This window comes from Streptomyces sp. NPDC001068, assembly GCF_042897315.1.
GTDB lineage: Bacteria > Actinomycetota > Actinomycetes > Streptomycetales > Streptomycetaceae > Streptomyces.
Genome location: NZ_JBIAYD010000006.1, coordinates 181,433 through 206,238, shown reverse-complemented (window position 1 = coordinate 206,238; position 24,806 = coordinate 181,433). Strand labels below are relative to the sequence as shown.

Here is a 24,806-nt window from a genome sequence, read left to right as displayed (position 1 = left end):
TCGGCTACCGCCGGTCGCACATGATCAGTTCATACGTTATCGGTTTCCAGCGGCTCCAGGAGCCGCTTGGGCTTCAGGAGCGCCCGGCTGACCGGGTCCGCCGGGTCCGGGTCGAGTCCCGGGCCCGGTGTGACGACAACGTCCGAGACGGGTACGACAGTTCCGCACGCGGGACATTCGCCGTAGGAACCGAGTTCGGTGCCGCACGCCACGTGCCGGAAGTAGCGCAGCCGCCGGTCCATGCGGTGGTCGCGCCCCCAGACGGCGAGGGCGCGCAGCACCGGCCACAGCTCGGTGCCGCGCCGCGTGAGGACGTACTCGTCGCGGGGCGGCGACTCCTGGTAGCGGCACTTCTCCAGGATCCCCTGCTCGGTGAGCGCCTTCAGGCGGGCCGACAGGACCGCGCGGGGGATGCCGAGGTGCACGAGGAAGTCGTTGTAGCGCCGCACGCCGTAGAGGGCGTCGCGGATGACGAGCAGCGTCCAGCGCTCGCCGACGACCTCAAGCGCGGCGGCGATCGAGCACTCCTGCGTCGCGTAGTCCTTGCCCAGTGCCATGGAGACCACCTTAGCCAGCCCGTCCGAAGTAGGTTCAATGAACGAACCTACGGTGCTACGGTACTCCCATGGCTGAGTTCAATGAACGAACCCTCACTGAGGCCGAAGCGCCGGGCCCCCCGCACGAGCCCGCGGCGCCACGCCCCGAGGCGACGCCCCGCGCCCGCGCCACCCTGGCCCTGACCAGCGCCGCCACCGCCGTGAGCCTGATGACGTACACCGCCCCGGTGGTCACCCTCCGGGACACCGCGGCCGACCTGCACACCCCGCTCTCCGCCCAGGCCTGGCTGATCAACGGCACCCCGCTCGGCCTGGCCGCCCTCCTCCTGGTGGCCGGCAGCCTGGCCGACGACTTCGGCCGCCGCCGGATCTTCCTGCTCGGCACGCTGACGCTCGGCGTCACCACCGCCCTCGGCGCGCTGACCGACTCCACCTGGCTGTTCACGCTGGCCCGGACAGCCCAGGGCGCGGCCAGCGCGGCCATCCTCGCGAGCAGCCTCGGCCTGCTGGTGCACGCCTTCCCGAGCCCCCGCGGGCGACTGCACGCCACGGGCGTGTGGGGCGCCTTCGTCAGCGGCGGTATCGCGGCGGGCCCGCTCCTTGCGGCTGCACTGCCCGACTGGCGGGTGGCCTACGCCGTCCTCGCCGCGGCGACGCTGGTGGTGGCGGCCCTGTCACCGCGGGCGCTCACCGAGTCCCGATCCCCGCGCGGCGGCCGTCCCGACCTGCTGGGCGCCCTCACCTTCGGCCTGGCGCTGGTCTCCCTGGTGGCCGCGCTCACCCTGGGCCGGGACGGCTGGCTGCGGCCCGAGGTCGGCCTGCTGTTCCTGGCCGCGGTGGTCCTCCTGGCCGTCTTCGTCCTGGTGGAGCGCAGGACCCCGACCCCCATGATCGACCTGAGCCTGCTGCGCCGCCCGAGCTTCCTGGCCTCCTCCGCCGGCGGCCTGTTCACCGGCTTCGCGGTGATCGGCCTCTTCAGCTTCCTGCCGGTCCTCTTCCAGCAGGTGCTCGGCCTGACCCCGCTGGACACCGCGTGGCTGTTCCTGCTCTGGTCGGGCCTGTCCTTCGTGGTCGCGCTCCAGGCCAAGCGGCTGGCGGGCCGCGTCCCGCCCCGCCGGCAACTGGCGGTCGGCTTCACCCTCCACGCGATCGGCGTCCTGACCATGCTCGGCGCCATCGGCTCGGGCAACTGGCAGCGCCTGCTGCCGGGCCTGATCCTGGGCGGCATCGGCAGCGGCCTGCTCAACGCCGCCCTGCCCCTGCTCTCGGTCGAATCGGTCCCGGCCGCCCGCGCCGCCATGGGCTCCGGCGCCCAGCAGACCTTCCGCTACATCGGCTCCTGCGCGGGCGTCGCCCTGACCATCGCCATCGTCACCTCGTCGACCACCGGCCCGGGCCACGGCGCGAACATCGCGCTGGCGGTGTCGGCGGGGCTGGCGCTGCTGGCGGCGGGGGTGGTGCTGGGGCTGCGGGAACGGAGCTGACCGGTCCCGCCGACGCGCCTCATTGAAGACTGACGCGGTGTTCGTGTGCGGGGTCCGCCGAACAGACGAAGACGAGGAGCGGGCCGCCCCTGCCGACCACCACCCGCGTGGGAGTCCTCGCGGCGGCCCCATCGCCACCGGTCGAGGCGACCTCCTCGACCGGCCTCCAGCTGCCACGCACCCCTTCCCACTCCGCCGAGCCGATGGCGAGAAGCAGTTCCATGGGGCGGCCGCAGGAACAGACCTGCTCCTGGGGGCCCGTCACGCCCCAGCGCGCGAACCCGCCCACCTTCCAGCCGGGAGCCACCGCGAAGTCGGCGTCGTAGGACAAGGCGTCGTCCACGTCGTCGCCGTTCTCCTCCGCCTCCTCCCACAGCGCCTCCTCCCACTCCTCGATGCGCCGCCGCAGGTCCTCCGGCAGCAGCTCGGCCCATTGGTGCTCCGTGACCTGCTCCGGGTCGAGCACACAGGGTCCGGGCACGTATCCCTCGTCGCCCACCACCGTCGGCCGCGGCGGATCGGGGAACGGCACGCATGCGGCGGCGGTGCGCCAGCGCAGGTGAACACCGGGGCTCGCCTGCTCTCCGTGGGCGTCGAACGGACACCACAGGACCTGAAGCAGGTCGCACCCGTCGGGGACCACGAGCCCGGGAACGTCCCGGGCGAACAGCTGGGCGACGGGCAGGAGGGGGACCGGTTCCTCACCCGTCTCGCCGGTCCGTCGGCCCCGGTCACGGCGGTGCGGCTCCCGGCAGACCGGCCACGCCTCACCGGCCGGCCACAGAAGGGGACCGCCGACGGAACTCCGGTCGGGCCCGGGAGTACCGGGACGGGGATGCAGCCGTGTAGCGGTCTTCCGGTGACGGGCCAGTTCGGGAAACTCGGCCTCGATGTCCAGGGGGCGGGGAGGAGTAAACACCTCACACACCCGGCACGTGTGCCGCGGTCAGGCGTCCGTCATGCAGGTACTCGATCAGGAATCCCTCATCCACCACGAACAGCCATACATCGTCGCTCGTGTAGAGGATTTCTTCCGCATTTCTGGCCGCACACCCAACCGGCATCGCCACGGCGGGCACTCTGACATTTCCCCAGAAAACGACGGCCAGACCGTCGGCGGGCACCAGGGAAAGCCAACCGCTTATCAACTGTGCGGCTTCCGGCTCACCGGAGGTGAAAACCTGTTCGGAAAAAGCGGAGTGATCCCAGTCGATGCCGGTCCATTCGGAGTGCGGAAACCGGTTCAGGCTCACCGCCTCGAATTTCTCGTTCTCCGCCGCGTCAAGGATCATCAACTGGCTGCGCTCATCCGGTTCCAGAACCCCTATGAGGTCATCCAGGCGGCCCCTGGCGCTCCCATACGCCTTGGACGTGACCACTAGGTGTTTCCCTTCAGAATGCGCAGCATGTCGGCCTCACTCCCGTTCCAGCGGACCGCGTACCGCTGCCCGCCTCTCCCCACGGCCACATTGATGTGCGGCCCCTTCACCGGATCGTAGTCTATTCTGAACTGCTTCCATTCGCCGTTCACGCGGGTTTCGAAACCGACGACACGCCCGAAGGCAGCCGACTTCCCCATTCGCCCCTCGTAGGGCTCTCGGGTATGCGGATCGATGTCACCGAGAATTTCCAGCGCCTTGTTTCTGGCCTGCTCATAGGAATCAAAAGGAACTTTCCCCTGAGGGTCCTTGCCCACCGTGATCTCGGGGATCCGTTTCGCCGCATCGTACTCCGGGGCAAGGCCCAGCGGGTCGACCCAGATATGAGGGTTGCCGACATAGCTGACCGGATTGAGCGCCGGCTCAAGTCCGAGCGGGTCAACGCTGAGGTACCGGGCGGTCTCGGGATCGTAGTGCCTGAAGTAGTTGTAGTGCAGCCCGGTCTCTGGGTCGTAGTACTGGCCCGGAAACCGCAGGGGCGTGTAGGCGGTGCTGTCCGAGGCCCAGGCCGTGGCGCCCCACAGCGTGCTCCGTGTCCGCCAGGCGATTTCCCCCCGCTCGTCGACGAGTTCACTTGGCGTACCGACGAGGTCGGTGACGACGGAGAAGAACCGCGAGTCGATCTCGGCCTGTGGCGCGTCGGACGAAAAGATGCGCTCGGTCTGGGTTATCGGCTGCAGGCCTTGGTGGTCCCAGGTGAGCGTGACGGCGTTGGGAAGGTTCGACGCCGTGCTGGTCTGTTCGCACAGCGTCGTGCCGTCCCAGGTGAAGTCGACGCGTTCGACGACCGTTTCACCGTCGTCGGCCAGTCGTAGTTTCGCCGTGCGACGGCCCAGCGGGTCGTAGGTGTAGCGCCACCGCGTACCGTCCGGGGTGACCACCGAGGTCAGACGGTCCTCCGGGTCCCACTCGTAACGCCAGGTGTCCGGCTTGCGGGAGAGACGGGGTATCTGCCGTAGTACGACGCGGCCGAGGGCATCGTGTTCGTAGCGGACGTTCCCCGCGCGTGCGATGCGGGTACCCACGTACTCACGCCGACCGGTCGCCTCGCCTCCGGGGTGGGTCGCGGGCCAGGATGCCGAAACCTGATTGCCCGCCGTGTCGTAGGCGTACGTCTCCGTCCAGTTGGCCGCGCGGACCGCGGTGACCCGCCCCGCCGTTTCGAGGTCGAAGCGACGCGGACCGGCGAGCAGGTCGTCGACGGCGGCCAGAGCACCGTCGGCCCGGTAGGTGTAGGTCCGTCGCTGGGTGAAGCGACCGTTCCCGGCGGTCACCGACTGGTCTGTCAGGCGTCCCGAGGAGTCGTAGGCCCGGGACAGTGAGACCGATTCGCCTGCCTGGCAGACGATTTCACGGCCTGCCAGGTCGTAGCCGAAGTCCAGGATCCTGCCGGACGTCAGGAGCCGGGTGCGGTTGCCGGCCGAGTCGTACGTCCAGGTGCTCCGGGCGCCCCCGGGCGTGGTGCGGTCGAGGCGACGGCCTCGCTCGTCGTAGGTGTAAGCCACCGTTCGGCCGTTGACGGTCTCCGAGCGCACCCGCCCCGAGTCGTCCCGGTCCAGGGAAAGCGTCGTGTCCGGGTCTGCGGCTCCGAGGAGTCGGCCCGTCGGGTCGTAGGCATAGGTCGTGATCCGCCCCTCGACGTCCTTGCGGGTCACCTTGCCCAGCGGGTCACGCTCAAGTCGGATCGTGTGGCCCAGAGCATCGGTGCGGCCTCTCAGACGGCCGCCCCGGTCGTGGTCATAATTCAGCGTACGGCCGTCGAAGTCGGTCTCGTGCTCCAGGTTGCCGGCCGCGTCGTAGTGATACGTCCAGGTCAGATTGTGCGGGTTGGTGACCTTCACCAATCGCAGCTCGGTGTCGTGGGTGAATTCGTGACGGACACCGTCCGGCCCGGTCCGCGCGGCCAGCAGGTCGAAGTACGTGTACTCGAAGTACGACACGGCACCCAGGGCATCGGCGTGCTGTGTGCAGTTGCCCTCACCGTCATAGGTCCACGATTCGATGGCCCCGTCAGGCGTGACACGGCGTGCTGGTCTTCCCTCCACCGTCCACTCCAGCCTCGTCACATGTCCTGTCGGATCGACGAAGGCGACGGGCTGCCCCAGCGCGTTCCGTTCGTAGTGGACCGTCGCCCCGAGCGGGTCCGTGATGCGCTCGGGAAGCCCGGCGGCGTTGCAGTGCACCTTCGTGGTGTGACCGAGTGCGTCCACGAACGCGGTGACATGACCCAGCGCGTTGTATCTGGCACTGGTCACAGCTCCCGACGGATCACAGACCCGGATCAGGTTGCCGTGTCCGTCGTATTCCCTGCGCCACTCCGTCCCGTCCGTCTCGACGACCGACGTCGGCAGTCCGATCTCGTTGTACCCGGCTCGGGTGGCCCGGCCGTCCGGGCGTACGACCGCCGCCACCCGGCCCTGCTCGTCGTAGCCATAGCGTGTGACGTTGCCGAGGGGATCAGTGACCGTGACGAGCCGCGAACGCTCGTCCCAGGTCTGTGCCGTGACATTGCCCAGCGGATCCGTCTCGCGCACCAGCCGCAGAGACTCGTTGTGTTCGTACGTGCGCCTGTGACCGAGGGAGTCGGTCACAGCGGTGGTCCTCGTGACATCGTCGTAGGTCAGGACGGAGGCCAGGGCATCGCCCGCTCCGCCCGTGGCGATCACGCGCCCCTGACCGTCGTACTCGTACCAGTAGGTGTTGGCGTTGCGGTCGGTCCAGGAGGTGATGCGGCCCTCGGCGTCGTAGGTGTACCGCATCGGCAGCCCCGAGGAGTTGGTCTCCTCGACGAGGTGGCCCCGATCGTCGTAGCCGAAGGCGACAAGAGCGGTGCCCGGTCGATCCGGGTGAGCGGGGTCGAGCAGACGCAGTCCGGTGATGCGCGAGCGGGCCGGGTCGTGGTCGAGGGCTATGCGGTAGCCGCCGGAGTGAACGACCGCGGCCGGCACGTCGCCCTGGGAATAGGAGACGGTGACGCGGTTGCCGTTGCGGTCCTGGATGTACTGGAGGGGCAGGTCGACCGCCGTGTCCCCGGCTGCGGCCACAGGTGAGTGGAAGACGCGGGCCAGGCCGCTGTCCGGGTCGCTGACGCGGACGGCACCGTCGGTCTCCTCGTCCCAGGACAGGGTCAGCCGGGAGCCGGGGGTGTCCGGGAGGACCGGTTCGCCGCTCTCCGGATCGGGCGGCGGGAAACACAGACGGGTGCCGTCCGCCGCCGCGAACACGAACCCCTCCGCGTCCGCCTGCACCCGCTCGTCGAGGGTGGAGGTCCAGGACGGTCCGAACCAGCCGCCCCACCGATAGGACGAGACATGAGTGCGTTCCAGAACCAGGGGCAGCACACCGGGGAGCTGCACGTCGACGAGCGGAAGCACCATGTCACCGGTGGCCACGTCGATCGGGTCCCGCACGAACGTCTTGACCATGTTGCGGATCGAGGCGGGCAGCCTGTCGAACCCCGGGTTCAGCTTCAACCGCTCGAAAGCGGCGCAGTCCAGCCCCATAGACTTGCTGAGCCTGGCCAGCGCAGCCGGTCCCAGCGCCTTCAGCCCCTTCCCCAGCGCCTTCCCCAGCACCCCGAACCCGACGCCCATCGCCGCGCCCTCGGCAAGGATGCCGGCCAGTTTCTCCGGGTCCTTGAACGCACCCGGATCCTCCAGCAGGGTGCTGAACGCGGTGAACGTGACGCCTTCCTTGGCCATCTTGGCCACCGCCGCGACCCCGCGGATCTCCTTCAGCGCCTTCAGCGCCCGCTCCACGCCCCGGATGACCTCCATGATCCCGCGCACGGCGGTGCCGAGGGCGGTGCCCTCCTCCTCGATCCGCCCTACCAGCGCCACCACCTTCAGCGCCCGCTCGCCGGCCATCAGGGTGGCGGCCACGTCCGAGGCACCCGCGGTCAGCACCGACAGCGCCAGACCCGCGATCTCGAACTCGACGATCTCCGCGAGCATCACGCCGATCTCGGACAGCAACTCGTGTGCCTTGTCGGCGAAGTCGTCCAGCGCCTTGGCGCCCTCGCGCAGCGCGTGCGCCATCTCCGTGGCCTGCTTGCGGGCCGCCTTGGAGCGCTTGCCGAACTCCTTGGCGGTCTTGCCCTCCCACTCCACGCCCCGCAGCGACCGCTCAGCCGCGGTCGCCTCGTCGTCCAGCCCCGTGGCCAGACTCCGCCACTTCTTCGCGATCTCCCGGACCCCGTCCGGGTCCACCGCCGGATCCGAGATACCCAGGAACTCGAGGCCGCTGGCGACCGAGTCGCCGAACATGTGGTTGAACTTGCTGACGTAGTGCAGGGGGTTGAGGTCGACCACGCCCGCCTCAGCCCTTCTCACCCTGGGCAGCGGCCGCGATCAGCACGTCCAGCAGGTCGAAGGCGTCGGACACCTCACCGATCAGCTTCGCCTCCGCGTCCCACTCCTCGCCCAGCTGCCTGGTGAGCTTGGCCAGAGTGGTCATGCCCTGCTCTATCTCGCCCTTCGCCCCGAGCAGCGACCCCAACGCCCCGAGCGCGCCCAGGTCATGGATCTGCGCCTCGAACTGCTGCAACGGCTTCGCCGCGTGCTGCCCCACGCCCCGCAGCCCCGAGGCCGCCTTGTGCATGGACGCGGCTTCCTTCTTCAGGTCCGACATGCCGCCCACCCCCGTACTTCGCTCTGTGCACATGCCAAGCCAAGACACTATGGAGAGCGGTTATGCGGAAGGTATGGCCGGGGCCAAGGGACGGCAAAGTCCGCGGACCCGCTACCTTCGCGGCCGCACCGACACCAACGTCCCCCACACCGCCATCCGGTACCGCGAGGTGAACTCGGGCGTGCACGTGGTGAGAGTGATGTAGTACCCCGGCTCCTCGTAGCCGTACGACGCCTTCACGACCGACCGCGGTACGGCCTTGATGACCCCCGAGTCCCGCGCCGAGGTCTGCGGCAGGATCTGGTCCACCGAGTAGGTGTAGGTGGCCGCCTTCGTCTCGACCCCGACCGTGTCCCCGCGCCGCAGGCGTGGCAGGTACCGGAACGGCTCACCGTGCGTGTTCCGGTGCCCGGCGAGCGCGAAGTTCCCCTCCTGACCCGGTTGTTGGGTTCCGGGATAGTGGCCGACGTACCCGTGGTTGAGCACGTTCGGCTTGCTGACGCCCTCCGCGACCGGGACGCGGAGGCCGAGCCGGGGGATGACGAGGATCGCGTACGCCTGGGAGGCGACGACCCGGGTGGTGTACGACGTCTGCCGCCGACCGGAGCCGGAGCCCTCGGCGGACGGCGAGGACCCGGCCGCCGCCCCGCCACCCGAAGCTCCCGAGGCCCCCTGACCCGCAGAACCCCCCGAACCCCCGGAGTCGCCCCACTCCCGCTCCAGCGCCTCCACCTTCCGTTCGGCCCCCTGCCTCGCCTCCCGGTTGGTCCACCACAGCTGATGCACGACGAGCAGCATGAGCACCACGCCCACCGTGACGAGGAGTTCGCCCCCGCTCCACAGCACCCGCCGTCGCCGAGCCCGCCACCGCCGGTCCACGTGCCCCACGACCCGCCGCACCGCACACCTCCCGCCGCACCGGTTGGGCCCGCACGATAGATCGACCGCGCCCAAGTCGCCAGAGGCGTGAGCCCCCGGCCACAGCACCTCCCCACCTCCCCTTTCTCCATGGGTTTTAGAAAGCACCGCCACAACCCTCGACAACCTCACACGCCACACCCGATGCTTCCTGTTGGCATGCGAGGGGGACGAGTCAACCCCTTTACGGGGAAAGGCATTTGACCCGCACGGAGAGGTCGAGAGACAGCCATGATCCGACGCAGAACACTCCTGGCCGCGGCGGGCGGCGGTCTGCTGGGCAGCGCCCTGGCCACCGGCACGGCCCGCGCCGACGCCACCATCGCCGTCAGCCCGTCCACCTCGTACGGCACCTGGGAGGGCTGGGGCACCTCCCTGGCCTGGTGGGCGAACGTCTTCGGCGCCCGCGACGACTTCGCCGACATCTTCTTCACCACCAGGTCGACGACGTACGACAACACCTCGCTCCCCGGCCTCGGCCTGAACATCGCCCGATACAACCTGGGCGCGTGCAGCTGGAACAGCGTGAACGGCGAGTCGATGGTCGCCTCCGCGAACATCCCCGCGTTCAAGCAGATCGAGGGCTACTGGCAGGACTGGAACAACGAGGACCCCGCCTCCGCGGCCTGGGACTGGACCGCGGACGCGACGCAGCGGGCGATGCTCGTCAAGGCCGTCGACCGGGGAGCGACGGCCGAGCTGTTCGCCAACTCCCCCATGTGGTGGATGTGCCTGAACCACAACCCGTCCGGCGCCGCCGGCGGTGGCAACAACCTCCAGTCCTGGAACTACCGCCAGCACGCCTCCCACCTGGCCGCCGTCGCCCTGTACGCAAGGAACCACTGGGGCGTGGACTTCGCGACGGTGGAGGCCTTCAACGAGCCCTCGTCCTCCTGGTGGACGGCGACCGGCACCCAGGAGGGCTGCCACATCGACGCGACGGTCCAGTCGGCCGTACTCCCCCACCTGCGCAGCGAGTTGAACAGCCGGGGCCTGACAGGCACGAAGATCTCGGCCTCGGACGAGACGAACTACGACCTGGCCCGCGCCACCTGGAACTCCTTCTCGTCCACCACCAAGGGCTACGTGGACCGCGTCAACGTGCACGGCTACCAGGGCTCCGGCGGCCGCCGCGACCTGCTCTACACGGACGTCGTCACCACCGCCCGCAAGGCCCTGTGGAACTCCGAGACCGGCGACGACGACGGCACCGGCTACACCCTCGCCTTCAACCTCCTCTACGACTTCCGCTGGCTGCACCCCACCGCCTGGGTCTACTGGCAGGTCATGGACCCGTCCACGAACTGGGCGATGATCGCGTACGACGCGGACACGCTGGCGGCCGGCGCGGTCACCACCAAGTACTACGTGATGGCGCAGTTCAGCCGGCACATCCGCCCCGGCATGAAGATCCTGGACACGGGCGTGAGCAACGCGATGGCCGCCTACGACGCGTCAGCGAAGCGCCTGGTGATCGTGGCGCTGAACACCGCCACCTCCGCCCAGACCCTCACCTTCGACCTCTCCGGCTTCACCACGGTGACCGGCGGCACGGGCGGCCTGGTCCCCCGCTGGAACACGGTGACGACGGGCGGGGACGCGTACAAGGCGTACGCGGACACGCACGTCTCCGGCAGATCGGTGGCCGTGTCGGTCCCGGCGAAGGCGGTGCAGACGCTGCAGATCGACGGCGTGACGATCTGAACGCAGCGGTGCCGGGGCCCGCCTCCCCGCCGTGTCCCCGGCACCGCTACGGCAACCGGACGCGCAACTCCACACGCACCTCGTCACCCGCGCCCAGCCCCCGCGGTGCGCGCACCGCGTTCTTGAGCGGCAGCAGATACCCGCCGTCCCGCGGAAACAGAGAGGTCTCGAAGACCACCCCGCCGATCTCCGCCTCGACGGGAATCACCCCCCCACCCGTACGAGGCCATCGCCGCCACCTCCCGGATCTCCTCGGACTCCTCCTCGGGCACCGGAACGAAGTAGTAGGGAGCGGGCCCCCGCCACTCCACGACACGCCCGCCGAACGCCAACTCCACAGAACGACTCCCCTCACGACGGTCTACCCCCCATCTCTATCTCTTCTTTGTCACCGCCGGGCAGTACCGTGTCGTTCATGCGCCCCGACACGCCTGCCGAGAACGTCGACCACACCGCCGAAGCGGCACGCCTGGAGCGGACCGCCGGCCTCTACCCCGAGGACGCCGAGGCCCTGCTGCTCCAGGCCGCGGCCCACCTGGAGCTGTCCGACGACCGCCCCGCCGCGACCGCGCTCTACGACCGCCTGCTGTCCACGCCGGACAGCCTGGAGAACGCGCCGCTGGTCCGGGCCCTCAAGGCCTCGAACCTGTGGGAGTACGACCACGAGGCCGAGGCGCGCGCGATCATCGACGGCATCCGTGTCACCGCTCCCCGGGACCCGGCCCCCTGGGTGATCGTCGCCGAGTCCCTGGAGGCCCACGACGAGCTGGAGGCGGCGCACGACACGTTCACGGAGGCGGCGACGCTGCTCCTGGCGAACGTGACGGAGCCCCCGCGCGCCACGCACCCCGTGCTGTTCGGCCGCCACCGGGTCCGCCGCATGCTGGGCCTGCCCCACGACGACTGGGACACCCGCGCCGACACCCTCCACTCGTCCTCGGTCTCCCTGGACGAGCTCCACGACCCCAAGCGGGTGTGGTCGCTCGGCTCCGACAACCCGGCGGAACTGGCAGCGGAGATCTCCCGCCTCCGCGCGGAGCTGGGCACCTACCGCGAGGCCCTGTCCCGCCCCTTCCCGGTGGCGGTCCTGCACTGGCCGGCGGAGGAACTGCGCGAGTTGCTGACGGCGTACCCGGACCTCTCCACCGAGTACCCCTCCCACCCGGAGCACCTCTCGACCATAGAGTCCTCGCTACGCGAACTCTCCGCCTCCGGCACGGCCAACCTGGGCATCGTCACGGCGACGGTCCCGTCGTACGAGGCGTTCGCGGCATCGGAGGGCTCGTCCCCGTCCGACATGACCCTCCTCCCCCAGTACGCGACGACACTGGCGGCACGGGGGCGTGCGGTGGCCTGGCCGCCGCAGCGGGCGTCTGAGTGCTGGTGCGGCGAGAGCGAGCAGTACGACGTTTGCCACGGCTCGTAGACCACCTCCGCACCCGCTGAGACGGCCCGGCGTGCCCCCACGCGCGCAACATGCCCCAACGCCGCCCCGGAACGCAGCCGACCCCCACGGCATACTCCGGCAAGCCGCCCACTTCCCCCGGGCCGCCCGCTCGCTTCCACCCCGTGCATGAGCGGCCCGGGTCAAGGGTGGCCCGCAGTGCCATCGGCGCAGCCGACGCGCACGTGTAGCGGCAGCGCCCTTGAGGCGGGGCGGGGAGGCACGACACTGGCACGGAAGCGGACGGCCCAACGGTGCCGTTTTGGACACTGCTCGATGCTTGCCTGCGGCCTCGCGACAGCGGACTTGGGACTAGGCTCATTCGCGTGCCCGATGATCCGCAATGGGAAGCGCCGGCAGGTTCCTGGGCTTCGTCCGCAGCCCGGCGTCGCAACATGCAGGCGATCCGCAGCCGCGACACAAAGCCAGAAAAGCTGATCCGCCGCCTCGTGCACGCCCAGGGCCTTCGGTATCGCGTAGCGGCCCGCCCTCTGCCAAACCTCCGCAGGACTGCGGACATGGTCTTCCGTCCAGCGAAGGTAGCGGTCTTCATCGACGGTTGCTACTGGCACGGATGCCCTGAGCACTACGTTCCGCCGAAGACGAATTCCGGCTACTGGTCAGGGAAGGTCCTGCGCAACATGGAGCGCGACCGCGACACGGATCGGCGGCTCAGGGATGCAGGGTGGCTAGTACTCCGCTTCTGGGAGCACGAGTCGGCGGAGGTGTGCTCGCTCGTGGTCTGCAAGGCCGTAGCGGACAGAAAGGCACAGGCCGGCAAGGCCTCGCGTTGAAACTGTGATGCCTCAGCCACACCACAGGTTCGTCTGCCTCCCCTAATCTGTCTCCAACGAGTTCAGTGGCATCGGCGGCTTCTGTGGGGGAGGCCGTCTGGCTGGGCTCGCGTAGAGCAGCGGGTGCGGGCCATTCAGCCGCGGCCGCGGGGAACACTGGGGGCTAGGTGGCGGTCGAGCGCACAAACCGCGACGTCCGGACGCTCATCACGCAGATTGCGGCCGGGGAGATCATGCTCCCCGAGATCCAGCGGGGGTACGTGTGGAAGGCATCGCAGGTTGCCAGACTCATCGAGTCTCTCTATCGCGGATACCCCGCAGGCTCTCTCCTCTTCTGGAAGACCGGCCAGCCTGCTGAGACTCGGGGTGCGGCAATCGGGATGTCTCAAGCCCTGCCGAGCGTCATGCCCCTCTACCTGCTGGACGGACAGCAGAGGCTCACATCACTCTTCCGTGTCCTCACCGATCACCCAGAGGCCCAGGTCGTCTTCAACATCGAGACAGAGGCCTTCCAGAATCAAAGCGCCGCCACTCGGCGAAACAAAAAATGGATCAAGGTGTACGACGTCGTCGGTCCCGATGCCGATGTCTTCGTGATCCATGGCGAACTCAAGGGCGCCGGACTCGCCATCCCAGATCCTGAGATTGGGCGCCGCCTGAGCGCACTTCAGAAGATCACTCAACGAGACTTCCACATGGAAGTGCTGCACGACTTCGAATACGAGGAAGTCGCCGACATCTTCGTCCGCGTTAATAGCGGTGGACGCGCCCTTAAGACCACCGATCTCGCGCTCGCAACACTTTCTGCACGCACGCCCGGCTTCCTGGGGCAGTTGGAAGCAGAATCAGCTCGCTGGGCCGACCATGGCTACGGAGCCCTTGACGTCAACTTCCTCATCAAGGCACTGACCTTGAGTCTGTCTACCACGGGGAAGCGCCTGGCATCCGTTGCCAAGCTGACGGCAGCGAGCAGGGAAACGGTCGAAGCAGGGTGGGAGCAGGTCCAACAGGGGCTCGCCCGTGTCGTGCCTCTCCTTGAAGAGAAGCTCCTCATCCCAACGACAGCCCTGGTTCCATCACTCGCCGCCCTCTACCCCCTGATTCTCTACTACGGGCAGCACGCAGAGGACCGAGCGATCACTAATGATGTAGAAAACGGCCTTCTGTACTGGTTCCTGGCCGCTACCGCTCGCAACAGGTACGGCGGCGCCTCGGACACGGCACTGACCCAAGACATCAGAATGCTCGACACTGAGGACCCTGTGGCAGCCTTGCTCGCCAATCTGGGCATCCACGAAGGCGGGATCTCCGTGACAGCCAGCGACCTGGCTGGGCGAAACCATCAGAGCCCCTACTTGATGTTCTGCTACCTCGCTGCAGCCCACGCCAATGCCACCGACTGGTGGGACGGAGGGCCTATCTCCGGAGGTATCGACAGATCCGGTAAGCCGCAGTACAGCCTTGTACACCCGGCCACGAAGCTGCGCAGCTACGGTAGTACGTACTCATCTGCCGAGATCAACGAACTCGCTAATATCGTGTTCGTTTCCGAGCAAACGGCGAAGAACATTATCGGTAACCGTTCTCCCGCCGCCTACCTCCAAAGTGTTGGCGCGAGCGACCGAGCCGCACATGCGATTCCGAACGATCCTGCTGTGCTTGATTCCGAGGGATACCGGAATTTCCTGGCTGCCCGCAGGACTCTTCTGGCTGAACGGATCACCAAGCTCCTCGACCAGTTCCGCCCCGGTTTCCTGACTCAACGCGTTGAGGCCCTGGACGCTCCTGCGCCCCGGTCGCTCGTGCTCACGGGCTACGTCGGAGCCGGCCGAAGCGTATTGGCCGCAGTGGCCGAGGCCGATGGTCAGAGCTGGATCGGGTGGATTGATCCTTCGGACCTCGAAGGCGCGCTCGACGCTGCAGCGACTGGTCTGGCCAGCGATGTTCCAGTCGGAGACGAGACAGCTCCGCTGCGCATCGACGACGAAGGCAGCGTGACCTTTGGCCTCGGCCCCTTCATCATCCGGGGCTCACTCGACCAATGGCGTACCGCGGCCAAGGATGCGTTCGAAGACGCTCAGCCCCTGGCCGAGTGTCCAGAGCCGAACGATGATCAATGGCTTGCGGAGCCATGGGAGTTCCTGCTCTCGGACATTGGTCTGCGGAAGGCGACCTAGCACCGCACCGGAACCCCCCTGAGTACTTCTGGCGCGGCTGCGACGAGCATCGGCGCGACACTCGGAATGCCCGGCACGGGCACCTCAGGGGGAATGTCAAGCCGACACGATTGCCAGCGCCCGCGAGCAGTCCGGTCCGAGGGGACATGATCCGCGATCCAATCCTTGGGCACCGCGGCCACTGCTCTCAGCTTCAACTCGGGCGTGAGACGGACCGTTACCAGTTCCCAGGCGGGGTCACGCAACATGGTCTCGTATTCGTTGCGCGAGATGTATACCGTAAGCCGCCCCATACGCACCGTAGTCTTCACTTCCAGGTGCGCGGAGTGGTGGCGGGCGTCCACAAAGATGTCGTAGCCATAGCCATCGGACCACGCAGCGACATGCTCCACCCGGCCTTCCGCCGATTCGGACAGCATCTCAAGAAGCGCCAGTTCGCCTGCCGACCCGATCCGGGCGCGCTCCTCGGTATCCACCTTCCCCCAAGCGGTATTTACTTGCGCGTAGGCCTCATCTGGACTGATACCGAGGGCCTCGGCCGCACGTAGAGCGTCTTCAGGGAGTTCGCCAGGCCCGCGAATGAGCAGGTCAGCGTCTCTGAACCATGGCACTCGGGTCTGGGCGACTGCGGCTTCGAATACTCTGAAGTTCACAGGTGCGTCGCTGTTTGCCCCGCCCAGCAGCCCTACTTCCCGGAGCCAGGCGTAAGCCGCGTCGTACTGGGTCGGTGTGATGTCGCTGAAATCAGTGTGCGTAGTGAACAGCGCACGTACCCGAGCGGCTCCGCTGGCTGGGAGTTTCTCCAGCCAGCGGAGCGCCGCACGCAGAATCGGTTCAGGCGGCGTAGGCACGGAAATGGCCCATCAGTGCCCGAAGATCTCGGTGGTCCAGGCCACCGCCGATAGCCGGCTCTTCCTCAAGGTCGGCGAGCTGCTGGACGGCTGGATCGTCAAGGATGCTTCCCATGAAGTGAAGCTTGTCACTGAGCCGTTGATCAACGACTTCGTCAATCGTCCCCTCGGAGGCGAGCACCGTAATCCGTGTCTCCGTCTCTGGAGCGAGGCCAAGCCGGTGAATTCGGTCGAGACTCTGAAGGAAGCGACCTGCCGCGAAGTCTCGGTCCACGTAGACCGCGTCATGACAGTGGTGGTGAAGGCTAATTCCCTCACCCAGGGTGCCGGGATTAGACAGGAGAACCATGCAATCGGGATCGAACCGGAACCGCTTGATTGCCGCTTCGCGGTCAGCGTCGCCCAGTGCGCCATAGACCAGAGCAGGCGAAAATTCGCTGAGCATGCGCTCCAGCGTGTTGAGGCTCCGAACGAAGGTCGACCAGACGAGGGTCTTCCGCCCCTGAGCAGCGTTCCGGCTGATGATCGCAAGTACTTCACGGTATTTAGGCGACATCTCGTAACTCGGCAGGTCCCGCATCAGCTCGAAGAGGGGCGTTCCCTCAGGCACGGTGAGAGGTGGTACCTGATAAGACAACGGTTCATATCGTGTAGTGCCGACCGCGAGCAACGCGGGGCTGGTCGCCGCCATCAGCATGTAGACGATGACCTTGCCCAGAGCGAGGAAGTCACCTTCCGAACCAGCTGCACGGGCAGAGAACCGTCCAACGAGTGCCTCGTACACCTCCTGGTGCAAGGGCGGCAGTGGCACAGTCGTCAGACTGGTAGACACAGGTGGCAGACCAAGCTCACCCTTGGTGGTGCGAGTAAACAGCGGACGCAGAACCTGGCTCGCCTCGGCAAGATCACCGCCAGCCACTGCCTGGATCACCTTCTGCCGTCCGTGTCCAGGCCATACGAAGCCGAACAGATTCTCCAGATCCTTCACGCCGTTAGGGGCCGGCGTCCCCGTGAGGATGAGCCGGTGTGTGCTTCGCGGCCCGAGAGCGAGGCAGGCAGCCCCATCCGTACCATCGGCCCCGCGCTTCATCCGGTGGGCCTCGTCAAGCAGGAGCATCGACGGCCTCGCGGCCAGCCATTGGCCAAGCTCATTCACGATCCCGTCCTGGCGCAGACGCTCATAGTTAACAATGAGCGCGTCTGCACCCGGATCGGCGGTCCTGGAGAACACATCCATGCCGAGGGGCTCACTCAGGCACTTCTGATTCTCGTACTGCCAGGACTCGTGGCATGACTTCGGCCCCACAATCAGCAGACGCTCAATCCCCTTGCTTCTTCGCAGAGAGTGGAATACCGCGAGACCCACGCGTGTCTTGCCAGCTCCAGGGACGGAGAAGTTAGCCCCGTGTCGCAGAGAGAGCAGTTTCGCGATATCCCGGCGCTGGAACACCGTGAGATCCGCTACCCACTCTGAACCGAGCAGAGTCTCCAGATCGTCCGGTTTTACTTCCTCGTCTCTGCCAGCTGTCGGGTCCAGACGCTTGGCGACCGTCTGGGCGTCTACAGCGGAATCTGTAGCCAGTGCCGCCAGTTGAGGGTCCCAGGCGACACTGCTTGGCTCAGGCCACGTGGCGAGCGCGACGAGGTTCGTCAGGAGGTCATCGATCTCGACTTCCATGGTTCCAGGTGAGCGCTGCACGCTACTCTGGAACCGAAGGGCCAAGCGGCGCAGGTCGCTCTCATGCCCCGTCCCGGCCCGAAGCCGCGCTCGGGTAACGCCGTCACCGAAACCGATCTCCAGGCTAGGCGCAACGGACTGCCCCGCCATCAGTTCTCCCGAGTGGAATCGAGCAACCAGGCAACTCCGTTACCGGGAGAGCTGAAGGTCCGTCCCGCCTGCTTTGCCAGCCTGGCGAGACTAGTCTTCAAGGTGAGCAGGGCATCGTCGAAGGCGTCCTCGTCAAGTGCCCGTTTCGCCTTCGCTTCGGCGAACTCGGCGGCACATTGGTTGACGTAGTCAGCGGCATCCGTGAGGCGTTCGGGGACAGCTACCTGACGCTTCTGCAGCTCCGCGTTTGCTCCGGCCAGTTTCACAGCGGCGTCAAAGGTCTTGCGTGCCGACTTGATCAACGCATCAGCCTGGGTCACGGTCGCGCCATTCAGAGTGTCGCCGGCCTGCGCCGTGGCCTTCGCCTGCAACAGGACATCCGTAAGAGCGCGAGTGGTCTTGACTGCGGCTGTGGCATCCGGGATCGATACACCCATCAGACCAGGAATCGCCACAGCAGCTGATTCTTGGGTGGCAGGCCGCAGTTCACTGGGCAGTCGCTCTTCGAGGTACCGGCTGTGGAAGTCAGCCTCTGCCAGACGCACAGTGGTCTTCGCGTAGTTCAGCACCACCATAGCCAGACGCGACTCCTTGAGCTGTTCTGCGGCGTCCGGATCGGTTTTGGCCAGCTTGGTGTAGTCGCGGTGAAGCTCGCGAAGCTTCTCCTGGTGGTCCTCGAAGTCGACCAGCCGCAGAACAGCACCGTTGGCAGTCTGGCTTCGGTCAATCGCGTCCTTGATCAGCTGGTACACCCAGCGGTCCTGCTGGAGCGTGGTCCTTTTAATGTTGAAGTCACGCGCGACGTCCTCCTCACGGCGGCCGTCAGCGAGTTCATCTTCGATCGCGATGAGGCGGTTGATGTACGAGTACTCCCGGCGCTTGTCACGGCGCAACTGCAGAGCCAGCTCGACACTGTTGATGTCCCGGCGCGAGGTGTCCGCGGGAAGAACTCCCACACGGATGTTCTTGATGCCCAGGTCCTTCAACGCAGCACAACGGGTGTTGCCGTCAACGAGGATGCCATCCGGGCTGATGATGCCGGGCTCCCTCTGGCCCACGTCGTCCAGCTCGTCCTGCAGCGCCAGATAGTCCGGGTCCGTCTGACTCGGGTTCGAGGGCCGACAACGCAGCAGGTCATGCAGATACGTTTGCGCGGATTCACTCCACGGTTCTTCCTCCAGGACCCGGTTGCGCTCAGGGTTGAGGGTCCGCTGTGCCCGAATGCGGTGGGTGTCGGGGTTGAAGTACAGCATGTCGACTGGCATGGAAATCACATGCAGGTGCTTCTGTTCACCGCGCCACTCCACGGTGATCTTCGCACCGTCCTCGGCCATGGCCTGCTTCAGCCGCTCGTCCACCAGCGAGCGAATCTTCTCACCCTCGGGAGGGACGCCGAACTTCACAGCCATAACCAAAGCCTCCAACGAGCCAGACGCAGCGTGCAGCAGCATCATTGCAGGCCCCGCTGACACAGGGTATGCCGATGTTCCACAATCAACGTCTCGATCACTTGGAGAGCGGAGCACGCAGTGACAGCGCCCACCTGGAACGACCCCGAGCTCAAGGCAGGAACCATGGTCCGCGGGGCACTCTGGCTCGTCCAGGTGATCGGCGAGGGGAACACCTTCACCAAGGAGCAGATTCGCGACGCCTTTCCGGGGATCTCGCAGGCAGACCGACGCATACGCGATCTCCGCGACTACGGGTGGGTCCTCCTCACCAACTCCGAGGATGCCACGCTGACGGCTGAAGACCAGCGGTTCATCACGGAGGGTGTCCCTGTCTGGGACCCTGCGGCCCGCCGCGCTGCGGCCCCGCAGAAGGCCATCTCCAACAAGGAGAAGCAGGCAGTCATGGCCCGCGATAACTACATGTGCACCATTTGCGGCATCTCCGGGGGCGAGCCGTATCTAGACGACTCAAACCAGACCGCCGTGCTATCCGTCGCCCGCCGCGAGACGGTACTCCCGGACGGCCGGGAGCGAACGCTACTTGTTACGGAGTGCAAGCGTTGCAGGGCGGGGAGTGACGGCAGCCTCGCTCGGGCCGATGAAGCGGTGGCTGATATCAAGACGCTCGATCCGAGCGACCAGCGTCGGCTCCTGCGGTGGATCGAGCGCGGACGGCGAGGCTCCACCGCCCTGGACCGGGCATGGAACGCTTACCGTCGGCTTCCGGCCGATGCTCGCGACGAAGTACGGGCAATCCTTGAGGGGTGATCATTACGTGCCCGCTATGCCACGTTTCATCCGTGCGCGTTTCATGGACGCTAGCAGGCCACCGTAGACTCTCAAATCGCGCACGGCTCGCCCTTACAACTGGGTGACGCCGTCGAAGATCGACGACTAGGGTGCTGCTTTGGGATCTGTGTTCAAACAGGTGCCCGCTGTGATAGTGAGCCGAGCGCAAAACCTCGGCCCCGCGCCGGCCCAGCCAGCGCGCCTGAAAGGAGATCGAATGGTGACGCCAGAGCATGACAGACAGCTCGAGGTCGTCGAGATCTGCGCGGGCGCGGGAGGCCAGACCCTCGGGCTGGAGCGGGCGGGATTTCGCCACCGTGTGGCGGTAGAACTCGACGAAAGCGCTGCGCACACACTGCGTTGTAACTTGCAGGACGTTCTCGGGTACAGCGCGGAGGAGGCTGCGGGCTCCGTAGCAATCGGAGACGTCGCCGACCCCAGCACTTGGCAGCCCGCAGAGCACAAAGGCATCGACTTGCTCGCGGGCGGTGTGCCGTGTCCGCCCTTCAGTATCGCGGGCAAGCAGTTGGGCGCCAACGACGAACGTGACCTCTTTGCCTGGGCGGTCGAACTCTGCGGCGACATCCAGCCGAAGGCGTTGCTCCTGGAGAACGTGCGGGGGCTTAGCGCCAACCGCTTCACGGCCTACAGGCAGCATGTCCTGGACCGGCTTCACGAGTACGGCTACATCGGTGACTGGAAGCTTCTCCACGCCAACGAATTTGGTGTCTCACAGCTCAGACCTCGCTTTGTACTAGTCGCCCTCAAGCGAGAGTACGCAGAGTACTTTCAGTGGCCGACGCCCAACGAGGAAAAACCACCCACGGTGGGAGAGCTCCTCAGAGACCTGATGGCGAGCAATGGCTGGGAGGAAGAGCAAGTTACCGAGTGGGTGAAGCGGGCTGATGCCATCGCGCCGACGATCGTCGGCGGTTCCAAGAAGCACGGCGGGGCGGACCTAGGTCCTACACGGGCCAAGCGGGCATGGGCGGACCTAGGCGTGGACGCAATGGGCGTGGCCAACGAAGCCCCAAAGAAGGGGTGGCGAGTTCCGGAAAGCGCCCCCGGCCCCAAGCTCACTACCGCCATGGTTGCCCGGATCCAGGGTTGGCATGACTTTGAGTCAGCTAAGGGCAGTGACTCAGCCGTAGACGGCGAGTTCCGCTGGAAGTTTCACGGGCGTAAGACTTCTGTCTACCGGCAGATCGGCAACGCCTTCCCTCCGCCGGTCGCCAAGGCACTGGGAGTAGCCATCCGGAAGGCCATCCACCAGGAGGGTGAGCGTCAGGTCCTCGTGGAGAACACCGATCGGGTCCTGGATCCGGTGTACAAGCTGCTTCGAGGTTCCGACCGTCCTCTGACTGTCGACCAGATCATTGACAGGCTCGGCAAGAAGGGCACTCTCCTTGAGCAGCCGGACGTCGAGCGGCGATTGAACCACCTTGGCCACGACTTCGCGGTGACAATGACAAATCGATCTAGCGGTGTCATCGCCTACAGCCTCGGCGAATTCAAGGCATTCACTGGCCAGGACGACCATCAGCGGCACGATTTGTTCACCCAGCTCCGGGCTAAGATCAGCTGATAAGGCAAGAGAACAGCGGGGCGGCGTTCGGCAACGGCGCCGCCCCTGCAATTCGCCATGCTAGTCAGCAAGTTTGTCCATCAGGTTGCTTTTCTCAGCCGTAGTGAGCGACTCCGACTTATTGATCGTCTTGGCTATGAGCTCGGGCACTTTCGAGAAGTCGATTCCCAGGTCGACCAGGGTGTAGTACTGGCCGCCATCCGACTCAGACGTTGCGATGTTGAACCCCAGCTCTCGCAGCTCCCTCGTGCGGCGCTCCGTGTGGACGTTGTCTCGGGTCGCAAGGCGGAGCCTGTCGCTGTCGACCCGATTTCCGAGGTTACGCAAGAGGATCATGAACAGGAGTTCGTGCACCTTACTGCCATAGGGAACTTTGAGGAACCGCTCCGGGATCCGATCGGCGTAACGGTTCTCCATCTCCGCCTGGATGCTGGCCCTCAGCTCTGCGAAATCAGGGCATTCAGAGGGAAGCTGGGACAACAACAACGCCTGCATCGACTGGGCCAGGTTGCGCTTGGCAAAGAGGTAAGCGTCGATGAGATCGTCTGGCGGAGTGCTCTCTCGCTCGAAGGCGGAGCTCAGCTCGCGGACCGCGTAGGCGGATGTCGGCCTAAGGCTCGCCCATGCCTCGGTCTGCTCTTCGTTCTCTGCAGGCACAGCGTTATCCCTTTCTCGGAGAGAGAGCGGAGGTTGCGACAGTAGCTCGGGGCAAGATGGGATCGCGTGGCGATTTCTCATCCGCCGAAACGCCTCACGCGCATCCTTCTGTCTCAGGCTCTGTCAGCTAGTGGGGCGTTGATTCTCAGCTGCCTGCTGCGAGGCCAGGGCGCTCAGGATCCCGCGGTCAACTGGCGGCGCAGAACCAAGGAGATCCAGGAACCATGGTGCGATCCAGGAGGACTCCCGGTGAATCCACTCTCCGGAGGGCAGCGCCGTGCCACGTTTCCAATCGGGCGCAGGCGCGTCGCCACCCCGCACAGCAGCAACAATATCCACCCGAGGTTCCCTTTCGGTGGCTTCCCGGCGATGCAACTGTGCCGTGACCCCGATAAGCCACCACTGGACGAGGCGTTCCGCGGGCGTCGGCGACTCCATAGTGCCGCGTACGGCCGGCGACGTCAGTCCGGCAGATCGATAGGCCACAACCGGCAAGTCGCCAGGCGGCACAAGATTCCCGGCCGTCCTCGTTGTGACTACTGTGCCGTCGTCGTCCAGCGTCGGAGGAGTGAACGTCTCAGACACACGCCGAATTTCTTCGTAAGTGTCGTCTGCAAGATTGGCGTTCAGGTACATCCTTACGCCCGCGTAGAAGTCCGGCGGAGTCTCAAGACGCAATTCAGCCCCGGCGCGGCGTTGAATCTCATCCAGCAGCGCCGGCCACGGGCGTTGCTTACCATTACTGACGTCGTACCAGTCCTCTTTGACATCATTGGACACGAAGAGAACCCGACGGCTCCCTTCCGGGAGCAGGGCGGCCTGCTCAATCACTTCCTCCCAAATCAGGAAGTCGCCGGCCGCCTTTAGCGGAGTTCCTTTGTCAAAGTCCTTGAAGCCCGGTGGTATCTGGTTCGGGAACCGGAACGCCACCGCCTCGTCCAGCCGCCGTTGGAGCAATTGGTCATCTGGCTGAAGACCGACACGGTCCTCGTAGAGGTCTGCTACACGAGGGAGAATCGGGTCTGCCGTGTCGACGTTGACGGGGGTCAGGTCATGCCCACTCTTCAGCATGTCCAAGTGGGCCTTGAAGACGTCGCGGTACAGACCAAGGTGCTCATCGACTGCAGCTACGCTGACTAGTTGGTCGAGCGCAGCTATGTCAGCCGGCACACGCGCGTACTTCTGCAGCTGAGCCCGCACAGTGTCCTTCGCTTCGATAATCGCGTTACGCGCCGCTGCGAGCTTGGCATTCACAGACTTCGAGGCGTCACCGAGGACTCGTTTACGCGACTCCAAAACGCTGCGTCGCCCGCGGACAAATTCGAGCCCCACCTGGTATGGCATCCACAGACGGCCGGAGACTTGTCCCAACGCAGCGAGGACCTCCTCTCGGGACTCCGCCGTGTACTCGTAAAGGCTGAGAAGTACGTTGGTGTCCAGAACGATCACAGCGTCCTGAAAGAAGGCGAGGCGGGCAGTGTCCTGCGGCGACGGCACGGGCTGGAGCCAGGCGTGGAACCGCCGGAGCAGTGCTGGGTCCTCCATGTGTACATCCCCCTGAACTCACGCGGTCTCAGATGAGATCATCCTGGCACAGGATCGCGGTGAGGGCGGAAGCCGTATAGGACGGACCGACAACGGGGTGCCCTATACGGCATTGCAGCCAAGCATTATGCGGATGGCTAGGCCGCTTCTGCTTCCGCCTCGTAGTGCATCTGCGCCAAGTCGAGGATGTCGTCCGGGTCATGCCCTCGGGCCACGGTCCAATGGAGCAGGTCCGCGATCAGTTCGATCGCCGACTGGTCGAGGGCGGCTTCTCGACTTCTGCCCTGCCGCTCGCCACCGCCCTGGTAGATCTCCAGCGCTTCGACCGCCCGCTCGATGCGTCGGCAGCTTTTCCCCACGTTGAGCGGGATCTCGCACCAGACCGCTTTCCCGGCTGCGGTCAGGACCGCGCCCCAGTCCACCGCGAGGGTGGCAAGGAGGTGCAGGCCTCGGCCACATTCCTCATCGCACTGCGCCGACTTGAGGGCCGGAATCGCGCGGCTCTTGTCGTGGACTTCCACGCGGAGCCGTTCGTCTCTCCACTCAAGGACCAAGGTCGCCGAGGCCCCTTCTCCAACGTGCTTGAGGACGTTCGTCGCCAACTCCGTAACCAGCAGCTCGGCATCGTCGGTAGCGACTGGCATGCCCCACCGGCTCAGCTGCTGTCCGACTGCTTTCCTGAGCAGTTGCACCTCAGCTGGTGCTGCCTCGAACGGTAGGACACAGCGAAGTCGGGGTTCGGTGAACTCGCAGCCAGACATGTCGGCTCCTCCCTCCCAGCCACGCACCTGCTGCGCCTGTCGTATACGTACGACTGCATTGCGTAGCGGTTCTGTGAGCGAGCATGACACAGAGAACTCTCACTGTGTAACTTCTCACCGGAACCCATCGAGTGAATCTGATGGTCACCCAGTTCCCCGACTACCTAGCCTGAGGACGATCATCGGGCAACGC

Annotated in this window: 19 protein-coding genes and 1 pseudogene; 7 read left to right on the top strand and 13 right to left on the bottom strand. The window is 66.1% G+C overall.

Annotated elements, in window-relative coordinates; translation table 11 throughout:
* Window positions 1–29: 29 nt before the first annotated feature.
* A complete protein-coding gene (locus ACFY3I_RS18555; RefSeq protein ID WP_390861502.1) occupies window positions 30–557 on the bottom strand; it encodes a winged helix-turn-helix transcriptional regulator in 528 nt (175 codons plus the stop codon).
* 68 nt (window positions 558–625) lie between these two features.
* Here ACFY3I_RS18555 and ACFY3I_RS18550 point away from each other — a divergent pair, with 68 nt between their 5' ends.
* Window positions 626–2,041 carry an MFS transporter gene (locus tag ACFY3I_RS18550; RefSeq protein WP_390861501.1) on the top strand — a complete coding sequence of 472 codons (1,416 nt, stop codon included), beginning with the start codon at window positions 626–628 and terminating at the stop codon, window positions 2,039–2,041.
* Between the two features lie 19 nt (window positions 2,042–2,060).
* Here ACFY3I_RS18550 and ACFY3I_RS18545 read toward each other — a convergent pair whose 3' ends face one another.
* The 5 genes from ACFY3I_RS18545 to ACFY3I_RS18525 form a co-directional block, all read right to left on the bottom strand.
* The gene (locus tag ACFY3I_RS18545; RefSeq protein ID WP_390861500.1) at window positions 2,061–2,960 is read right to left on the bottom strand and encodes a hypothetical protein; all 900 of its coding nucleotides are present in this window, start codon (window positions 2,958–2,960) and stop codon (window positions 2,061–2,063) included.
* Window position 2,961: 1 nt separating this feature from the next.
* Window positions 2,962–3,420 carry a hypothetical protein gene (locus ACFY3I_RS18540; RefSeq protein WP_390861499.1) on the bottom strand — a complete coding sequence of 153 codons (459 nt, stop codon included), beginning with the start codon at window positions 3,418–3,420 and terminating at the stop codon, window positions 2,962–2,964.
* Entirely contained in the window at window positions 3,420–7,790 is a 4,371-nt protein-coding gene (locus ACFY3I_RS18535; RefSeq protein WP_390861773.1) for an RHS repeat-associated core domain-containing protein, read from the bottom strand. The genes ACFY3I_RS18540 and ACFY3I_RS18535 overlap by 1 nt, the downstream gene beginning before the upstream one ends.
* A 7-nt stretch (window positions 7,791–7,797) precedes the next feature.
* Window positions 7,798–8,109 (bottom strand): hypothetical protein, encoded by a 312-nt coding sequence (locus ACFY3I_RS18530; protein ID WP_390861498.1) that lies wholly within the window; start codon window positions 8,107–8,109, stop codon window positions 7,798–7,800.
* Window positions 8,110–8,220: 111 nt separating this feature from the next.
* On the bottom strand, window positions 8,221–9,009 hold the full coding sequence (locus ACFY3I_RS18525) for a class E sortase (protein WP_390861497.1): 789 nt from the start codon (window positions 9,007–9,009) through the stop codon (window positions 8,221–8,223).
* Window positions 9,010–9,258: 249 nt separating this feature from the next.
* On the opposite strand from ACFY3I_RS18525, the gene ACFY3I_RS18520 reads away from it, so the two are divergent.
* Window positions 9,259–10,731 carry a beta-1,6-galactanase gene (locus tag ACFY3I_RS18520; protein WP_390861496.1) on the top strand — a complete coding sequence of 491 codons (1,473 nt, stop codon included), beginning with the start codon at window positions 9,259–9,261 and terminating at the stop codon, window positions 10,729–10,731.
* A gap of 46 nt (window positions 10,732–10,777) precedes the next feature.
* Here the strand turns inward: ACFY3I_RS18520 and ACFY3I_RS18515 are convergent.
* Window positions 10,778–11,069 (bottom strand): annotated as a pseudogene (locus ACFY3I_RS18515) (DUF1905 domain-containing protein).
* A gap of 77 nt (window positions 11,070–11,146) precedes the next feature.
* On the opposite strand from ACFY3I_RS18515, the gene ACFY3I_RS18510 reads away from it, so the two are divergent.
* From ACFY3I_RS18510 to ACFY3I_RS18500, 3 genes are all read left to right on the top strand, one after another.
* The gene (locus ACFY3I_RS18510; protein WP_390861495.1) at window positions 11,147–12,157 is read left to right on the top strand and encodes a hypothetical protein; all 1,011 of its coding nucleotides are present in this window, start codon (window positions 11,147–11,149) and stop codon (window positions 12,155–12,157) included.
* Window positions 12,158–12,501: 344 nt separating this feature from the next.
* The gene (locus ACFY3I_RS18505; RefSeq protein WP_390861494.1) at window positions 12,502–12,969 is read left to right on the top strand and encodes a very short patch repair endonuclease; all 468 of its coding nucleotides are present in this window, start codon (window positions 12,502–12,504) and stop codon (window positions 12,967–12,969) included.
* 167 nt (window positions 12,970–13,136) lie between these two features.
* Complete coding sequence (locus ACFY3I_RS18500) at window positions 13,137–15,146, top strand: DUF262 domain-containing protein (RefSeq protein WP_390861493.1); 2,010 nt, start codon at window positions 13,137–13,139, stop codon at window positions 15,144–15,146.
* Here ACFY3I_RS18500 and ACFY3I_RS18495 read toward each other — a convergent pair.
* From ACFY3I_RS18495 to ACFY3I_RS18485, 3 genes are read right to left on the bottom strand one after another with little or no spacing between them, the layout of a single operon-like run.
* The gene (locus ACFY3I_RS18495; RefSeq protein ID WP_390861492.1) at window positions 15,143–15,997 is read right to left on the bottom strand and encodes a protein NO VEIN domain-containing protein; all 855 of its coding nucleotides are present in this window, start codon (window positions 15,995–15,997) and stop codon (window positions 15,143–15,145) included. The genes ACFY3I_RS18500 and ACFY3I_RS18495 overlap by 4 nt on opposite strands.
* Window positions 15,981–17,825: a DEAD/DEAH box helicase gene (locus ACFY3I_RS18490; RefSeq protein ID WP_390861491.1), complete on the bottom strand. Its 1,845-nt coding sequence runs from the start codon at window positions 17,823–17,825 to the stop codon at window positions 15,981–15,983. The genes ACFY3I_RS18495 and ACFY3I_RS18490 overlap by 17 nt, the downstream gene beginning before the upstream one ends.
* Entirely contained in the window at window positions 17,825–19,234 is a 1,410-nt protein-coding gene (locus tag ACFY3I_RS18485; RefSeq protein ID WP_390861490.1) for a transcriptional regulator, read from the bottom strand. The genes ACFY3I_RS18490 and ACFY3I_RS18485 overlap by 1 nt, the downstream gene beginning before the upstream one ends.
* 120 nt (window positions 19,235–19,354) lie before the next feature.
* Between ACFY3I_RS18485 and ACFY3I_RS18480 the strand changes: the two genes are divergently transcribed.
* Both ACFY3I_RS18480 and ACFY3I_RS18475 read left to right on the top strand, forming a co-directional pair.
* A complete protein-coding gene (locus ACFY3I_RS18480) occupies window positions 19,355–20,044 on the top strand; it encodes a hypothetical protein (RefSeq protein WP_390861489.1) in 690 nt (229 codons plus the stop codon).
* Window positions 20,045–20,282: 238 nt separating this feature from the next.
* Entirely contained in the window at window positions 20,283–21,650 is a 1,368-nt protein-coding gene (locus tag ACFY3I_RS18475; protein WP_390861488.1) for a DNA cytosine methyltransferase, read from the top strand.
* Between the two features lie 60 nt (window positions 21,651–21,710).
* Here the strand turns inward: ACFY3I_RS18475 and ACFY3I_RS18470 are convergent, their stop codons facing one another.
* From ACFY3I_RS18470 to ACFY3I_RS18460, 3 genes are all read right to left on the bottom strand, one after another.
* On the bottom strand, window positions 21,711–22,307 hold the full coding sequence (locus ACFY3I_RS18470; RefSeq protein ID WP_390861487.1) for a hypothetical protein: 597 nt from the start codon (window positions 22,305–22,307) through the stop codon (window positions 21,711–21,713).
* Between the two features lie 123 nt (window positions 22,308–22,430).
* Window positions 22,431–23,852, bottom strand: coding sequence for a PIN-like domain-containing protein (locus tag ACFY3I_RS18465; protein ID WP_390861486.1), 1,422 nt, complete (start codon window positions 23,850–23,852; stop codon window positions 22,431–22,433).
* 137 nt (window positions 23,853–23,989) lie between these two features.
* Window positions 23,990–24,613: an ATP-binding protein gene (locus ACFY3I_RS18460; protein WP_390861485.1), complete on the bottom strand. Its 624-nt coding sequence runs from the start codon at window positions 24,611–24,613 to the stop codon at window positions 23,990–23,992.
* Window positions 24,614–24,806: the final 193 nt, after the last annotated feature.